This is a genomic window from Halalkalirubrum salinum (genome assembly GCF_005543295.1).
Taxonomy (GTDB): domain Archaea; phylum Halobacteriota; class Halobacteria; order Halobacteriales; family Haloferacaceae; genus Halalkalirubrum; species Halalkalirubrum salinum.
On the sequence record NZ_SRSG01000008.1, the window covers coordinates 53155 to 69344 of the forward strand.

General features: G+C 62.0%; 17 protein-coding genes. 8 read left to right on the top strand and 9 right to left on the bottom strand.

From position 1 onward, the window contains the following. Positions 1 to 118: 118 nt before the first annotated feature. The 3 genes from E5K03_RS02100 (at position 119) to E5K03_RS02110 (ending at position 1624) form a co-directional block, all read left to right on the top strand. Positions 119 to 415, top strand: coding sequence for a hypothetical protein (locus E5K03_RS02100; protein WP_138004719.1), 297 nt, complete (start codon positions 119 to 121; stop codon positions 413 to 415). A gap of 82 nt (positions 416 to 497) precedes the next feature. After that, positions 498 to 998 (top strand): DoxX family protein, encoded by a 501-nt coding sequence (locus tag E5K03_RS02105; RefSeq protein WP_138004720.1) that lies wholly within the window; start codon positions 498 to 500, stop codon positions 996 to 998. 191 nt (positions 999 to 1189) lie between these two features. Continuing rightward, on the top strand, positions 1190 to 1624 hold the full coding sequence (locus E5K03_RS02110; RefSeq protein WP_138004721.1) for a DCC1-like thiol-disulfide oxidoreductase family protein: 435 nt from the start codon (positions 1190 to 1192) through the stop codon (positions 1622 to 1624). Between the two features lie 58 nt (positions 1625 to 1682). On the opposite strand, the gene E5K03_RS02115 is transcribed toward E5K03_RS02110, so the two are convergent. Beyond that, entirely contained in the window at positions 1683 to 2117 is a 435-nt protein-coding gene (locus E5K03_RS02115) for a universal stress protein (RefSeq protein WP_171006574.1), read from the bottom strand. 98 nt (positions 2118 to 2215) lie between these two features. Between E5K03_RS02115 and E5K03_RS02120 the strand changes: the two genes are divergently transcribed. Together E5K03_RS02120 and E5K03_RS02125 are read left to right on the top strand one after the other, a co-directional pair. After that, positions 2216 to 3232, top strand: a complete 1017-nt coding sequence (locus tag E5K03_RS02120; protein ID WP_138004723.1) for a DMT family transporter — start codon at positions 2216 to 2218, stop codon at positions 3230 to 3232. Then, positions 3229 to 3894, top strand: coding sequence for a helix-turn-helix domain-containing protein (locus tag E5K03_RS02125; protein WP_138004724.1), 666 nt, complete (start codon positions 3229 to 3231; stop codon positions 3892 to 3894). Before E5K03_RS02120 ends, E5K03_RS02125 begins: the two co-directional genes overlap by 4 nt. A gap of 17 nt (positions 3895 to 3911) precedes the next feature. Here E5K03_RS02125 and E5K03_RS02130 read toward each other — a convergent pair whose 3' ends face one another. Then, entirely contained in the window at positions 3912 to 5585 is a 1674-nt protein-coding gene (locus E5K03_RS02130; RefSeq protein ID WP_138004725.1) for an ABC1 kinase family protein, read from the bottom strand. An 18-nt stretch (positions 5586 to 5603) separates the two neighbouring features. After that, entirely contained in the window at positions 5604 to 5957 is a 354-nt protein-coding gene (locus tag E5K03_RS02135; protein WP_138004726.1) for an Hsp20/alpha crystallin family protein, read from the bottom strand. 163 nt (positions 5958 to 6120) lie between these two features. On the opposite strand from E5K03_RS02135, the gene E5K03_RS02140 reads away from it, so the two are divergent. Both E5K03_RS02140 and E5K03_RS02145 read left to right on the top strand, forming a co-directional pair. Next, positions 6121 to 7341: a molybdopterin molybdotransferase MoeA gene (locus E5K03_RS02140; RefSeq protein WP_138004727.1), complete on the top strand. Its 1221-nt coding sequence runs from the start codon at positions 6121 to 6123 to the stop codon at positions 7339 to 7341. Then, the gene (locus E5K03_RS02145; protein ID WP_138004728.1) at positions 7338 to 9239 is read left to right on the top strand and encodes a molybdopterin biosynthesis protein; all 1902 of its coding nucleotides are present in this window, start codon (positions 7338 to 7340) and stop codon (positions 9237 to 9239) included. The genes E5K03_RS02140 and E5K03_RS02145 overlap by 4 nt, the downstream gene beginning before the upstream one ends. A 14-nt stretch (positions 9240 to 9253) precedes the next feature. Here the strand turns inward: E5K03_RS02145 and E5K03_RS02150 are convergent, their stop codons facing one another. Next, complete coding sequence (locus E5K03_RS02150) at positions 9254 to 9565, bottom strand: hypothetical protein (RefSeq protein WP_138004729.1); 312 nt, start codon at positions 9563 to 9565, stop codon at positions 9254 to 9256. Between the two features lie 79 nt (positions 9566 to 9644). Further along, positions 9645 to 10481 carry a QcrA and Rieske domain-containing protein gene (locus E5K03_RS02155; RefSeq protein ID WP_138004730.1) on the bottom strand — a complete coding sequence of 279 codons (837 nt, stop codon included), beginning with the start codon at positions 10479 to 10481 and terminating at the stop codon, positions 9645 to 9647. A 138-nt stretch (positions 10482 to 10619) separates the two neighbouring features. Here E5K03_RS02155 and ppc point away from each other — a divergent pair, with 138 nt between their 5' ends. Continuing rightward, positions 10620 to 13313, top strand: coding sequence for a phosphoenolpyruvate carboxylase (ppc, locus tag E5K03_RS02160; protein WP_138004731.1), 2694 nt, complete (start codon positions 10620 to 10622; stop codon positions 13311 to 13313). Between the two features lie 64 nt (positions 13314 to 13377). Here the strand turns inward: ppc and E5K03_RS02165 are convergent, their stop codons facing one another. From E5K03_RS02165 to guaA, 4 genes are all read right to left on the bottom strand, one after another. After that, complete coding sequence (locus E5K03_RS02165; RefSeq protein ID WP_138004732.1) at positions 13378 to 13719, bottom strand: cupin domain-containing protein; 342 nt, start codon at positions 13717 to 13719, stop codon at positions 13378 to 13380. A 166-nt stretch (positions 13720 to 13885) separates the two neighbouring features. Beyond that, positions 13886 to 14716, bottom strand: a complete 831-nt coding sequence (locus E5K03_RS02170) for a cadherin-like beta sandwich domain-containing protein (protein ID WP_138004733.1) — start codon at positions 14714 to 14716, stop codon at positions 13886 to 13888. A 217-nt stretch (positions 14717 to 14933) separates the two neighbouring features. Then, positions 14934 to 15266 carry a DUF7126 family protein gene (locus E5K03_RS02175; RefSeq protein WP_138004734.1) on the bottom strand — a complete coding sequence of 111 codons (333 nt, stop codon included), beginning with the start codon at positions 15264 to 15266 and terminating at the stop codon, positions 14934 to 14936. Next, on the bottom strand, positions 15263 to 16180 hold the full coding sequence (guaA, locus tag E5K03_RS02180; protein WP_138004735.1) for a glutamine-hydrolyzing GMP synthase: 918 nt from the start codon (positions 16178 to 16180) through the stop codon (positions 15263 to 15265). Before guaA ends, E5K03_RS02175 begins: the two co-directional genes overlap by 4 nt. Between the last annotated feature and the right edge of the window lie 10 nt (positions 16181 to 16190).

Consider the following 16190-nt stretch of genomic DNA (forward strand, 5'->3'; position numbering starts at 1 on the left):
ATTCCGCTGCAGGTGGTATAAATGGATTGATACCGTCCGGTTCTCTCGTACCGCAGGAACGTATCCACCACGGAGATTCGCCGAAACAACAATGTAGACTATCGTTCAACACGACGACATGACGATCGTACTGGGCGGATTCATCGGGCTCGCGATCGTGTTCACGGCGGCCATGTTCTGGCTGCTCGTACAGGCGATGGATGATGCGTGCGAGCAGACGGCGGACGCAAACGAGGCGCTGTCGGCGTCGTTCGACGCCGCGGCACTCCAGGCGGCGGTCGAACCGGCCGACAACGGCGACAACGGCGACAACGAGATCCCGCCGGTCGCGTGGGGCGAGCCGCTCCGCGACAATGAGGGCGGACAATCGACGGTCGTTGCCGGATCGACGGCGGCGACAACCATCACGAACTAATATTCTAATTGCCCCGTTTTTGGGTGATTTGAGGGCTCTAGCGAGGGTTTTTGACTTTTCAGCCCGTATCAATAGATGAGTAATGAGCCTCTCAAAAACGACCGAGCGGGACGGCCCCGCTGGCGGCACCGATCGGCTGGAATCAGCGAAAGAACAGTTCGATCAGATCGATCGCCAGATCGCCGACACCATGGATCGGCTCGGGATTCCAACGCTGCGTGTCGCGCTCGGGATCGTATTCATCTGGTTCGGCGGACTGAAGGTCATCGGCGGCAGCCCGGCGGCAGATCTCGTTGCGGCCACCGTCTACGTCGTCCCCCCGGAGCTGTTCGTCCCGATACTCGGCGTCTGGGAGGTAGCAATCGGGCTTTGTCTGTTGTACCGGCCGTTGATTCGCGTCGGGATTTTGTTGTTGTTCCTGCAGATGCCAGGGACGTTCCTCCCGATCGTGTTGCTGCCCGAGGTCGTCTTCGTGACGTTTCCACACGAACTCACCGTCGAGGGCCAGTACATCATCAAGAACCTCGTTATTATCGGCGCGGCGCTGGTGGTTGGTGGAACCGTTCGGGCTGACGAAGAGTAGTGTCGATCGCTGCTACGATCGTGGATCCGGGGAGATCGCTGCTACGATCGTGGATCCGGGGAGATCGCTGCTACGATCGTGGATCCGGGGAGATCGCTGCTACGATCGTTGATTCTGGTCGATCGCACCTGTTCCCGGCGATCGCCGTGCGATAGCAGACGATATATGTCTGTTCAGCCCGTAGTAATTCCATGACTGTATACGACTCTGTGCTTATCTTTGACGGCGAGTGCCCCTACTGCTCTGTTGCGGCCCGGGCGCTCAACCAGATTGACGACATTGGTGCGATCTCGTGGTACGACGACGCTGCCCAGGCGTTCCTCGAGGCACAGTTCGGTGCGACGCCCTTCGCGATGGTGCTCGTCGACGTGACCAAACGACGGGTGTACGGCGGCCGCGCAGCCGCAAAAGAACTGGCCGAGCGAGCCGGCATGCCATCGCTCGTCGGCTCGTTAGTGAGAGACAACTACGACACGATCGCTCACGTCGTCGGTGTCGCCAGCAACCGCGGGCGCGACCCAGACGACCTCCACGAGGAGTACCGCCTGAGCGAGGACGGCAAGGCGGTGTTCGATCGGCTTGCCGCAGCTGCCGAAGATCGAACGGCCCCACCAGTGGAGACGTGAAACAGCCAGCAGTCACGGTACAGTAACGCTCAATCCAGACGTGCCGATCGGTCGATCGCTACGGAACGAGAACGACAGGGACCGATTCTTCCTCCAGCAGCTTTCGGGCCGTGCTGTCGGCAAAAGAGGCGTCTGCGAACGTGTTCTCGGCGTATCCCATCACGACAGTATCGATACCTTCGGCCTGAACCGTTTCGCGGATCCGCTCTTTCACTTGGCTCATCGACGTGATGTCGGTTACAGACTCGATCGAGACCTCGACAGACACCCCAAGCTCGTCCGCAAGGCTTCGGATCTCTACTGCCCCCATGTTCTCTTCGATGTTGATCGTATCCGCTGAGAGGTGGATCGCCGTCACCTGCAGGTTCTCGTCACCCCCGAACGTCTCAAGCGCGTACCTGACGACCCGCTCGCTCGCCGGCGAAAACCCAAACGCCGCTTGCGGAACGAGACTCTCGACAGGGACGATGTCGAATGAGACCAGCACGTGCATACCGCTCGGTAGCTCCTCAGGGCATAAACGTCTGACGGCTGTCATGATTTTGTGAGCGATCGTCCACCGACGCCTGTGGAGACACATATATCTATTATATGTATAAGCCCCGCGGCGAAACCGATCGCGCCCAAAGCACGTGTGTGCACGATCGAACGATCGGCCTCGTGCTTGTGGTCGCCGCAGCGGCGTGTTTTGGCACGCTCGGTATCTTTGGCAAGCTCGCGATCGGCGTTGGGCTGTCGACGGGAACGCTGCTTGTGTGGCGCTTCGCGTTTGCGACGGCGTGCCTGTGGGCGCTGCTCTGGGCTGGTCGCCGGTCAATACGGCTACCGAGGCGAACCGCGGCGATCGAAATCGGGCTTGGCGTCGTCTACGCCGGGATGTCGGTCACGTACTTCGAGAGTCTCGCGTGGCTGTCGGCCGGGATCGCCGCGATCGTCCTGTTCACGTACCCGGTACAGGTGACGGTCGCAGCGGCGATCGCCCGGACAGAACCGTTCACCGCGGCCAAGGCGGTTGGTCTCTGCTGTTCGCTGGTTGGGGTCTGGCTCGTCGTCACCGACGGACCCATCGCGGTCGCCACGATCGGCCTCGTGCTCGTCGCCGCCGCTTCGATTTGTTATACCGCGTATACGATGGGAACCCGCGCCATGGTCGCAACAGTCGACCCACTGGTGCACAGCGGGTACGTATTCGTCGGGGTCACGGGGACACTGTTCGCGTACGCGACTGCGACGGGATCGATCGACGTTCCTACCACCGTCGATTCGTGGGCAGTAATCCTGGGGATCACGGCGATCGGGACCGTCGTTCCGATCGTGTTGTTCACCGAAGGGCTCGTCCGAATTGACGCAGGATCGGCCAGCATCGCGAGTACGAGCGAGCCGCTAACGACGGTGCTTCTCGGGATCGCCGTACTCGGCGAACGCGTGACCGGCCAGATTGCCCTGGGAGCAATCCTCATTTGTGTGGCGGTCGCGGTGACTGCACCGCCGGTCGAAGCCGCGGTCCGTTGGCGATTCGATCGTGCCGGCCAGTTCGTCCGCCGTCGGATGGGCTGGACCGAAGCACCGATACCCGACGGAGGCGAACCGACAGAGCAGGACCGATGAGCGATATCACCGCCACCCTCCGGCTCGAATCACCGACCCTCGCGCTCACAGAGACCGTCGCACACGACCGGAGCGCAACGGTTCGCCCGCTGACGGGCTCGGGGACGGTCCCAGCGCGTGAGGGATACCTGTTTGCGGTGGAGTCGGCGGATTTCGATCGCTTCGAGGCCGGACTTGAGCGCGACCCGACGATTGAGGCGTTCGAACGTGTGACCGCCACCGACGACGGGGCCGTGTACCGGTTCACATACGAGCCGTCGGCGACGATCGTCTCCCCGATCATCTCGGCGGTCGACGGGATCTCAATCGAGTGGAGAAACGACGGGACCGCCTGGGTGGTGCGGCTCTGGCTGCCCGATCGGGCGGCGCTGTCGGCCCTCTGGGAGTACGCCCGAGCGCAGGGGATCGAGTGTACGATTCGGCGGGTGACAGACCGGACCGAGCCGTCAGGACCCGCGCTGGGACTGACAGACGCCCAGCGTGAGGCACTCACGACTGCGCTGGCAATGGGATACTTCGAGGAGCCGCGAGCGGCCTCGCTCACCGAGGTTGCCGACGAACTGGGGATTTCACAGCCAGCAGCCGGCGGGCGGCTCCGGCGCGGAGTCAAACGGATTCTCACATCGACGATCGGCGACGATCTTACAGAAGAATCAGCCTGAGCCTGCGTGCAGAGCAGCTACCGGTTACTGTCCTCTTCGCGGCGCTGTCGCATGCCCTGTCTGGTAAACTGTGGACGCGCTCGGAGCCCACGGGGCTCGCGGAACGACTGCCAGAGGAAGAACACCATTGGCACCGTGAGTCCGAGGATGGCGATCGAGATCCGCCACTCGTTGGTGAACGCGTAGATGATCGACGCCGACAACAGCCCAACTGCGACGAGAATCGAGTACGAGATCCGTTTGGCAAGCTTGTCAAGGACGTGGTTTTCATCGTCCAGCTGGACGTTGACCGTGAGGTTCTCACGTTGGACCGTGTCGAGCACGTCGTCGAGTTTCGGCGGCACAGTAAACAGCGCCTGCGTCGTCTTTTGGACCTGCTGGCCGGCCTCTTTGGCTAGCCGCTTTGCAGTGTCCTCGCGGTAGCCCTGTTCGGTGAGGTAGTCCGTCGCAACCGAGATGAAATCGAACTCTGGATCGAGTGTGACGCACACCCCTTCGACGACTGTTGCCACCCGCAAGACGAGCGCGAGATTGCGCGGCAGCCGCAGCGGGAACTCGTAAATGGTCGACTCCACCTGATCGATAATCTGGTTCACGCGGTACTGTTCGATGTCCTCGCCGCGGGCATCGGCGATCGCCAGCTCCATCACGTTGGCCATGACCTGGCGATCGGCTTCGGGGCTGAGTGTGCCCATCTCGATGAGGGTATCCAGGATCGCTTCAATGTCCTGGTTGGCGACCGCGATGTAGAACTCGATAATTTTGTCCTGAATAAACGGGGTGACCGTGCCGCTCATCCCGAAGTCATAGAAGATGATCCGCCCCTCGTCGTCGACTGCGAGATTCCCCGGGTGGGGATCGGCGTGAAACACGCCGTCTTCGATCATCATCTGCAGGTAGACTCGCTGCAGTTCCGTTGCGAGTACAGTTCGATCGATCCCTTTCTCGTCGAGCGTATCGAGATCGTTGATTTTGGTTCCCGGAAGGTACTCCATCGTGAGTACGCGGGCGCTTGAAGCGTCGTCGATCGGTGAGGGGATCCGCATGCGATTGTTGTCAGCAAAGTTCCCCTGGATCTCGACGAGAATGCGGCGCTCACGGCCGTAGTCCATCTCCTCGCGGATCGTCTTTGCGAACTCGTCGGCGAGGCTGTCCAACGAGAACGCCTGCCCCTGGCCCATGAACCGCACGAGAATCGGAATTGACCAGCGTAGTACCTTCAGATCTGCCTCGACGAGATCCTCGATACCCGGACGGCGGACCTTGATCGCGACTTGCTCGTCCTCGTATGTTCCGAGGTACACCTGCCCGAGGCTCGCACCACTTATCGGTTCGGTATCAAACTCGTCAAAAGTCTCTTCGACGGGGCCGAGATCTTCCTCGAGTACCTGTTTCGACTCCGCCCACGGGGCGGGCGGCACGTCGTCTTGGAGGCTCGACAGCACCTCGATGTACTGTTTTGGGAGGATGTCTGGGCGCGTCGAAAGCAACTGGCCGAGCTTTATGAACGTTGGCCCGAGCGTCAAGAGCGTGTCTAGGAGGACCTCTGCGCGGTGTTGCTGCATCTCGGCGGTAACCCGCCGGCTCTGCCCCACGACGAGGAACCGGTTGCGATCGCGGATGTACGCGAAGATGAGCGGGAAGAACCCGTAGAAGACGACGATAAAGCGCCAGTAGGCACGTAGATTCACCAGAGCAACCCTCCGGCGTTAGTCGTCGATCGGGATCGGTTGCCCATCCTCATCGAGCCGCTTTGGAATGCGGATCTCAAGGACGCCACGCTCCATCGAGGCCGTGGCAGCTTCGCCGTCGGCGTCGTGTGGCAAGGGTAACTCGGCGTCGACGAACAGCGGCCGGTTCTCTTCGACGTACTGAAACTCCATCGGCACGGCTTTCTCTCGGCGTGCGTCGATCCTGATTCGGCCGCTTTCGGCGATCAGATCGGCAGTTTCGGCAGTTACTCCGGGGAGGTCAAGGACAACTAGGTACGACTCGTCGGACTCCAACAGATCCGCGAACACCGCATCGGGAAGGTCGCGAAGCGCGTCGCGCAGTACAGACATACAGCAATATACGGCTGCTGGGTCGAAAAAGGCCGCGATCGTGTGATGACCCCACACATCAACGCACGGACGGCTCACCTCAACGCACAGACGGCTCATATCCCAAGTCGTGTCTCACGCGACGCCGCCGGAGACTTATATCCGCAGTGGCCAAAGAGTATACATGACCACATCAGATCGACGCGAGTCGGGATTCAAATCCCGAACGCCAGTCGCGATCGCGCGTGAGCGGCTGCTTGAGGCCGTCACCCCCCACGAACGGTCCGAAACGGTTCGCCTCCAAGCGGCTGACGGCCGCGTGCTCGCCGAATCGGTGACGGCCCCAAACCCAGTGCCAGGCTACGACCGCGCCGCAATGGACGGCTACGCCGTCCGCGCCGAGGATACCTTCGGGGCGTCCGATCGATCGCCGACTGTCCTCACCGAGACCGAAGGCTCAGTTGGTCCCCGAGAGGCCCGTCGGGTCCACACCGGCAGCGCGGTCCCAGACGGCGCAGACGCGGTTGTGATGATCGAAGAGACCGAATCTATTGGAGCCGACGTGGAGGTCTTCGACGGGGTTGCCCGCGGCGAAAACGTCGGTGATGCCGGCGAAGACGTCGAGGCAGGCCAGACGCTGTATCAACCCGGTCACCGGCTCCGGCCGTCGGATCTCGGGTTGCTCAAATCCGTCGGGATCTTCGAAGTCGAGGTCTACGAGCCACCGAGCGTCGGCGTGGTTCCGACCGGTGAGGAGCTCGTCCAGACCGATCCCGCGCCCGGCGAGGTGATCGAAACGAATGGCTTGACAATCTCGCGGTTCGCCGATCGCTGGGGTGCAACCGCGACCTATCGAAATATCGTCACCGACGATCGCGCAGCGCTCCGAGCGGCGATTCAGCGCGATCTCACCAAAGACGTGATTGTCACGACCGGCGGCTCCTCAGTCGGCGAACGAGACCTCATTCCGGATGTCGTCGACGATCTCGGTGAGGTCCTCGTCCACGGTGTGGCATTGAAACCCGGCCACCCGGTCGCACTCGGCGTCGTCGAGGAGACACCCGTGATCATGCTGCCGGGGTATCCGGTCGCGTGTATCGTCAACGCCGTGCAGTTCCTTCGGCCGGCGCTCAAGCGGGCAGGATCGCTGCCGATCGAGCCGCTGCCGACGCGCGAGGCGACCCTCAATAAAAAGATCCCGAGCGAGCCGGGGACGCGAACCTTCGCGCGGGTTCGAACCGAATCGACCGCTGACGGAATAGTTGCAACGCCAACGCGCGCCAGCGGCTCGGGTGTCCTTTCCAGCGTCGCGCTCGCAGACGGCTGGGTCGTCGTTCCCGAGGACAGGGAGGGATACGGCGCAGGCGAGACTGTTGCGGTCGAAGATTGGGAGGAATTACCATGACAGAGCGTCGTGAGTTCAAAAATCTCATCTCGCCCGAGCGTGCCCACGAGACGATCGCCTCGCTCGATATCGATCCGGGAACAGAGACAGTGCCACTGCGGGCGGCCCGTGGCCGCGTGCTTGCCGAACGGATCGACGCGACGCTCGACGTGCCCGGCTTCGATCGGGCCTCGATGGACGGCTATGCGGTCCGAGCGCGTGATACCTTCGGCGCAGATGAGGCCGACCCGGTCACACTCTCGCTTGCGGGTGCGGTCCACGCCGGCGAATCGCCGTCAGTAACTGTCGAGTCCGGTACGTGCGCGGAGATTTCGACCGGCGCAGTCATGCCGCCCGGCGCGGACGCAGTCGTGATTGTCGAACGGACCGAAATGACCGACGACGAGGATATCGAGGTCGGAACCTCGGTCGCACCGGGCGACAGCGTCATGGCCGCCGGCGCGGATATCGCGGCCGGGGCGCGGGCGATCGGCCCCGGAACCACCATCACGCCGCGTGAGATTGGCCTACTCGCGGCGGTCGGCTGTGAGTCGATCCCCGTTCAGGAGCGCCCGCACGTCGGAATCGTCTCCACGGGCGATGAACTCGTTCGACCAGGAGAGGAACTCGACAGCGGTCGCGGACAAATATACGACGTCAACAGCGACACGATCGCTGCGGGGGTCGAAGAGGCCGGCGGCAAGCCTGTGTTGTATCCCCACGCCGGAGATGACTACGCGGAGATGGAGCGGCTGCTCAGGCAAGCTGCCGACGAGTGCGATTTAGTGCTGTCGTCCGGCTCAACGTCCGCCAGCGCGGTGGATGTGATCTACCAAGTGATCGAAGATCGCGGCGAGCTGCTCGTTCACGGCGTGTCGGTCAAGCCGGGGAAGCCGATGCTCATCGGCCGCATGGATCGAAGCGACGGCGGCACCGCCGCGTACATCGGGCTGCCAGGCTACCCGGTGTCGGCGCTATCGATCTTTCGGACGTTCGTCGCGCCGGCAATCCGCGAGGCTGCCGGGTTGGCGGCCGCAGCTGCCCCGACAACGACCGCGACGATGGCGACCGTCGAACGCTACACCGAAGGGCGAACCCGCCTGTTGCCAGTTGGACTTGTCGAGGACGCTACTGGAGCGCTCCTTGCGTACCCCGTCGACAAGGGATCGGGCGCGACAACGAGCCTCGTGGAGGCCGATGGAATCGTCACGGTCGACGCCTCAACGAGCTACCTCGACAGCGGCGAGCGCGTCACCGTCGAGCTGTTCTCCGCAGCGGTGCGCCCGCCCTCGCTGTTCGGTGTCGGCGAGGACGATCCAGCGCTCAACCGTTTGCTCGATCGCCTCGACCATCCCCGATATCTGCCGGTTGGGAGCCGCGAAGGATCCCGACGGCTCAGAAACGGTGTCCCAGACGTGGCGGTCGTTGCAGGTCCCACCCAACACGATCTTGCTGCGGAGCCGATCGGCGAGTGGTCCCGCGAGTGGGGCCTCCTCGTCCCCGAGGGCAACCCTGACGACGTGACTGGGATCGACTCGCTCGTCAAAAACGAGCTCCGGTTTGTCAACCGCGAACAGAACTCCGGGCTCCGCACGAGTCTCGCGAATGCGATCGCCGAGTACGCCGATGAGAATGAAACCGAACGCCACACTGTCGTCGAGTCGATCGACGGCTTCGACTTCGGGGTCAAGGCGTTCGAAAGCCCTGCTCGCCGGGTGCTGGCTGGAACCGCCGACGTGGGTGTTGGGCTGCGTGAAACCGCTGAACGACTTGGACTTGGATTCGTCAGCCTCGGCACACAGCCGGTTGTGGTGCTCGCGAACCCCGATCGGCTGTCGAAACCCGGCGTGGAGTCGTTCGAAACGGCGATCGCAAACGCTGGGGAGCTGTTTGATTCGCTCGCCGGATACGAGAAGTAGTGTCCAGTCCGAGGTCACTCCTCGTCGATTGCGTCCATCCCCCCCGGAGAGAGGTCTTCGAGCCGGGCGGCCAGTGTCGCCGCGTCGCCGGCGACCGTCGAGGGTTCGACACCAGCCTGATTCGCGACGATTCGGACGTGGGCGGCCAACAGCGACAGCGCCTGGAGTCCTTCGTCTTCGGGATCATCAGCCGTCTGTGCGAACGTGGTGTCGATCGACTCACCGTCACGAACAATGCCAAGGTAGAACGCGGAGACATCGTCGTCAGCCAGTGCCTCGCGAGCGGCGGCGCGATCGGCCGCAAACGAATCGTCGGTGTTAGTCATACGATTAGTACGGGGTGGAAGCGTGAAAAAGCCCCGGCGACGAAACCGTCACCGCCGATTGACGGAGGGCGCGCAGGTGTTAGTCCGGTCGTGGCAGCGAAATGTACAGCGCGTCGACGATGCTGAAGGGGTCGTAGACCGACTGGTGACACTGGCAGTAGACACCGTCTTCAGCGTCGTACCGAAGCGACTCCTCGGTCTGTTTGTAGCCTGGAACACAACAGAAGTGCGTACACTTGTTGATGTATGCCATCACGCCCTGGTCAGTGCTCGCCTCAAGCCACTCATTGTCTTGGGCGGCCTCTTCGATCAGCGGCGATCGAAGGATCGCGATCGGGATGACGCTCTCTGCGCCCTCCGAACGCCAAGTCCCGGTCGCCGGCTTGCCGACGCCGTCTGAGCCGATGCCGTTGCCCCACTCTTCGTAGTCGTCGAAATCGCTGACGTTGAATCGATCGCCCTCGTCTTTCATCTGGCTCTGCCACTCGTAGGCTGAGCCGGAATCAGCCTTGAAGTAGTTGTCCGAATCGAAGTTCGGATCCAGGCCCTCGTAGGACTGTTGCCCACAGTACTGAAACCACTCTTGAGAGTAGGCCACGCCGCCGATTTCCTCTCGTGCGACTTCGACCTCAACACCTTCGACCGTCTCGGTCTGGACTTCTGGCCAGACACCCTTAATATATCCCTCGTCGTCGATCTCGATCGGGATCTGGGGCATCCCGCGCGGGGCAGGCCCATCGAGCAGTTCGATCACTTTGGCCGTGACCGGGCCACCACCGGCACCAGCCGGCGTCGTGAGCGACTGGACGCTGAGCGTGCCGGTAACGCCGAGCCCGGCTAGCGTCGCACCGCCGACGACACCTTTGACGAACCGCCGCCGTCCTGATTCTGCGGGATACTTGTCCTCTGCGCTCATACGAGAATCTTGTCCCGACTGCTCAAAAGCGTGACGAAGTGCGGAACTGACGCACAGCCTCGGGAATTTACTCTCATGCGAGGCAATTATGTGGACGAATGAGCGGCCTTTTACGATCGGGTGATAGTATACCATGATATGCCACTGCACAATCGAAGCGTACGCCAGGATGTACGCGAACTCGGTGCGCTCGTGGGGGAGGTGTTGGCCGATCAAGCGTCGACGGAGTCGTTTGAAACTGTCGAGGCGCTCAGGGAGGCCGCGATCGACTACCGAAACGGTGAATTGGACTCTCGAAAGCGGCTCCACTCGACGTTCGAGCGGATCCCGCCTGAAGAAGAAAGCGTGGTTGCCCGGGCGTTTGCAACCTACTTCGAGCTCATCAACCTCGCAGAGGAGCGCGAACGGGTTCGCGCAGTGAGAGAGTCGACGCAAGACAAGTCACTCGTCGACAGTCTCGATCGGACCGTCGAGACGCTTGCCGAGGAAGGCGCAAGCGAGGAAACCGTTCAATCAATCCTCGAAGACGTCCTCATCGAGCCAACGTTCACTGCCCACCCGACAGAAGCACGCCGCGGAACGGTCAAAGCGAAACTCCGATCGATCGCAGGCCACCTCGAAACCCTCGACGAGCGGAACCTGACCGATCGAGAAAAAGACCGCGTCTGGGAGCAAATCGACGCGGAGGTGACGAGCCTCTGGGGGACCAGACAGGTTCGCAACCGACCGCCAGAACCCCAAGACGAGGCGCGAAACGTCCAGTGGTACCTTGAGAACACCCTGTTCGACGTCGTCGGCGAAGTGTACAGCGAGTTCGAGTCGACAATCGCCGAGGAGTACGAATCGATCGATCTCCCGAAGCTCTTCGAGTTCCGATCGTGGGCGGGGTCGGACCGCGACGGCAACCCCTTCGTCACCGTTGAAGTGACCGACGATACACTTTCGAGACAGCGCGAGGTCGTCATCGAAAAGTACCGGACGGCACTCAAACGGCTCTCAGCTGTCGTGAGCCAGGACGGCGATCGCTATCCGACGACTGACGCGTTCGTCGCCTCACTGGAGGCTGACAAAGAGCGGTTTCCACGCATCGTCACGGAGGCTCGCGAGCGGTACCCGGAGGAGCCGTATCGTCAGAAACTGCGGCTCATGCGCGAACGCCTCGATCGCGTCGGCGACGTTCGGCCGCACGGCTACGAGACGGCCGAGGACCTCATGGAAGACCTCCGTATCATGAACGAGAGCCTCCGTACGTACGGCGGCCGAGAGGTCTCAGAGGCGTTCATCGAGCCGCTCCGCCGGCAGGTTAGCACGTTTGGCTTCTCGCTTGCGAATCTCGACCTGCGGGATCATCGAAAGAACCACACCGAAGCGATCGCCGACGTGCTCGAAAATGAAGGTATCGACTACCGCTCCCTCGAGGAGGACGAGCGTGTCGACCTCCTGACTGAGGCGATCCTCCAGAACGATCCGATCATCGATCTCGAAGAGCCAGGCGAACTGGGCGATATCGCCGAACGCGTGCTCGACCGCTTCGTCGCGCTCGGCGAGTGGCAAAAGGAGTACGGCGTGCCCGCGATCGACACCTACTGCATCTCGATGACAGACGAACCGAGCCACGTCCTCGAGGTGTTGTTCCTCGCCGACCAGGTTGGGGTCGTCTCGCTGCCAGATCACTGTGGGATCGACGTGGCTCCGCTGCTCGAGACGGAGTACGCGCTCAACGGGGCCGAACGGATCATGGGAACGCTCTTTGAGAACGAGGCGTATTCGATGGCCGTCGACGCCCGTGGAAACACTCAGGAAATCATGCTCGGGTATTCCGATTCGAACAAGGAAAACGGCTTCCTGGCGGCCAACTGGGATCTCTACAAGAATCAAAAGCGGCTCGCGTCGATCACCAACGAGCACGACGTGACGATGCGGCTGTTCCACGGCCGCGGTGGCTCGATCTCTCGCGGCGGCGGGCCGATGAACGAGGCAATGCTCGCGTTGCCAAACGAGACGGTCACCGGCCAGATCAAGTTCACCGAGCAGGGCGAAGCGATCGCCGAAAAGTACGGCAGCCCGCGGATCGCAGAACGAGAACTCGAACAGATGCTCGACGCGCAGGTTCGTGCACGCCAGAACGCCCTCGAAGAGCCGATCGAGCAGGTTCCAGACGAGTGGATGGACGCGATGGACACGATGGCCGCCGCCGCCAGACAGACCTACCGGAACCTCCTGCAGCGGCCGGGATTCGTCCGGTACTTCGAGCAAGCGACGCCAATCACCGTCATCGAGGATCTCAACCTCGGTTCCCGGCCGGCCTCTCGATCCGGCGAGCGAACCGTGGAGGATCTACGCGCGATCCCGTGGGTGTTCTCGTGGACGCAGTCGCGGTGCATCCTCCCTGGATGGTACTCGATCGCCAGTGGCATCAACGCCTACCTCGAAGACGGCGGCGACATCGAGACGCTCCAAAACATGTACGGAGAGTGGGCGTTCTTCCGGACGACGCTCGATAACGCGACCCAGGCGCTTGCACGGACTGAGATGGAGATCGCCGCCGAGTACGCCGAGCTCGCCGACGAGGATCTCCGCGAAGAGTTCTTCCCGGAGCTGAAATCCGAATACGAAGAAACGGTCGATATCGTCTTGGAGATCGCCGACCGTGATCGGCTGTTGCAGCGCGAGTGGCTCCAGGAGAGTCTCGATCGACGGAATCCGTACGTCGATCCGCTCAACATCCTCCAGACGCACCTGCTCGATCAGACCCACCGCACCGAGGCCGAGGAACGAACCCTTCGGCTCACGGTCAACGGGATCGCGGCGGGGATGAAAAACACCGGATAGTCGGCTTGGGGCCGAAACGGCATACGGCCCGCAGGGGAGTTACGATCACCGTTTGTGCGGTCGATCAGGACGGCAGCGGACAGAGGCTTGCGGTGAACGCAACGACCTCGTCGGTCTCATTTCTCGCGCCGTGGGCGACACCGCGATCGTGCAGAATCACGCCCGGAGCATCGATCGCTGCTTCGGTTTCGCCGTCACCGTCATCTTGGATCACAGTGACTGTCCCAGAGACGATGTGAAAGACGTTCGTGCTGTCTGCGTGTTCGTGTGTGTCCAGTTCCGCACCCGGACCCAACGCAAACAGCTTGACGAGCACGTCCTCACGAACCACCAGTTCGGCGGTTTCGATGTCGCCGTCGTCGGGGTTCAGTTCAGCCAGCGCGTTCTCGAGTCGATCGAGCGTCATACCCACAGATCCGATCGACGGCTACAAAAGATCGACGGGTCGATCGAAATGCAATCAGCACGTACGCTCACTGGTCAGTACGAGCGCGATTTGACAAAAAGCGTATCGAGAATCCGAGGGCCGTGTCAGCGGGATGTCCAACAGCGTAGTCAGCGATCGTAGCTACTTACCGGCCGCCAGCATTCGAGTCTTCGGGGGCGTTACCGTGACGATCGTCGGCTTCATCGTCTTCGTCTTCTGCGTCATCGTCGTCCGCTTCGTCCGCTTCGTCTTCTGCGTCGTCTTCTTCCTCGGCGTCCGCTTCGTCTTCAGCTTCGGCTTCTTCGCCCTCCTCAGCGTCCTCTTCGCCCTCCTCGGCGTCCGCTTCGTCTTCAGCTTCTTCGTCCGCTTCGGCGTCGTCGTCTTCCGCATCGTCGCTGTCAGACGCGACATCACTCACAGCCGGACCGAGTTGATCGAGGTCACCATCCAGGAACGAATTGATGAGTTGGTGAATCTGGCTCACGTGATCGGGAACCTGGTCGGGCATGTCGCTCGGTGGTCCAGCGTGGTCGGGTCGATCGGACGCGGTTTCGTTGTCCTCGTCAGTTTCGTTCTCGTCGCTTTCGTCGCTCTCGTCAGCCTCGTCGCTTTCGTCGTCGACCTCGACGAGCTCGCCGTCTTCGATCGCGTACGTTAGATCGGTCGTCTCCCCGTCAGCCGTGATCGAGACCGTCACCGATTCGTCATCGATCACGCTGGCAGGCACGTCGAACGCGATCGTCCCGTTCTCGTCGGTCGTGCCGACCTGCTCACCGTTCACGCTCACGTTCGCGCCTTCAACTGCGCTGTCATTCGCCGTTATCGTCGCGGTCACGGTGCCGTTCTCGTAGCTCGCGTCGATCGACAGCTGTTCTGTGTCGTCGTCTGCCGCAGCGGTCTGTGCCGCGCCGGCCGCCGATGCGGCGACGAGCAACAGTGCGGCCAAGCCGATCGCAAGCAGTTGTGTTCGTTTCATTGCAGTCGGACCCTGTCGGTCACACCCCTTTAATCAGATTAGCCGTCGCGTCGGATTCATCAATGTTAGGCCGTATTTCGGCCGATTAACCCGAATTAATCCGGATTGTGGATCCAAACAGCGGTGGTGCGGCGTTGGCCCGGCGTTCGGTCACCCGCGGAGTGTCGCGTGCGTTAACTGATCGCCCCGTACCGACCAGCGCGACAACCCAGCGCGGCTACGCAGTCCCGAGCAACTCCTCGGCGACGATCGCCGGCTCCAACAGCTCGGGATCGACAGCCAAATCGGCCTGTCCCCGTGCGAACTCCGGGAGACTCTCGTCGGCGTACACAACAATCCGAACCTCGGGGTTCAGCTCCTTTGCGACCGGGATCCCTGTCGCCTCCGAGACGTCGGTGAACACGAGAATCGACGCGTCATCGATCCCGGCCGATTCGAGGGTAGCAGTGGAGACAACGTCTGCGATTCGGGTGATCGACGCGCCTTCGGCCGCCAGCGCGTCGCCGATGCCGTTGACGTCGGGGCCGGCGATGATCGCGTTCACGGTCATTCGTACTCGATTGTCGCCGGTGGTTTGTGCGTCACGTCGTAGACGACCCGGGCGACGTTGTCGTTCGTTCCCGTAATCCGACTCTGAATACGCTGGAGGACGTCCCACGGCAACTCCTGGGCGCGGGCGGTCATCCCGTCACGGGACTCCACCGATCGCACCGAGACGATCCAGCCGTGAACCCGGTTGTCGCCTTTGACGCCGGTTCCCTTCCCGATAACTGCAGCGAACGCCTGCCACGGGTCGTGGTCCGCAAGCTCGTCTTCGACGACGTGACACGCCTCGCGGGCGACCGCGACCTTCTCGGGTGTCACCTCCCCAAGCACCCGAACTGCGAGTCCCGGCCCGGGGAACGGCATCCGCTCGGAGATGATCTCCTCCAATCCGAGTTTGCGGGCGACCTCGCGGACCTCGTCCTTGTAGAGGTCACGAACGGGTTCGACAATTCCCTCGAAGTCGACGATCTCGGGGAGCCCGCCGACGTTGTGGTGTGATTTAATGCCGCCCTCGCTTTCGATCCGATCGGGATAGATCGTCCCCTGGACGAGATACGTCGCATCGAGTTCCTTGGCTTCGCGTTCGAACTCGCGGATGAACCCTTCACCGATGACCGATCGCTTCTCCTCGGGATCGGTCACGCCTTCAAGCGCCTCAAAGAACCGATCGCGGGCGTCGATGATCTGGAGGCTCTCCATGAACGAGAACGTCGCTGCGATCTGTTCGGTCTCGCCTTTTCGCATGAGCCCCGTGTCGATGTAAATCGGGGTGAGCTTGTCGCCGATCGCCTCGTAGGCGAGCGTTGCGGCGACTGAGGAGTCGACCCCGCCCGACAGGGCGATGATCGCTCGTTCGTCGCCGATCTGTGCTTCGATCTCTGCGGTTGCCTCGTCGATGAATTCGTCTACGTCTACCATGATATGATCT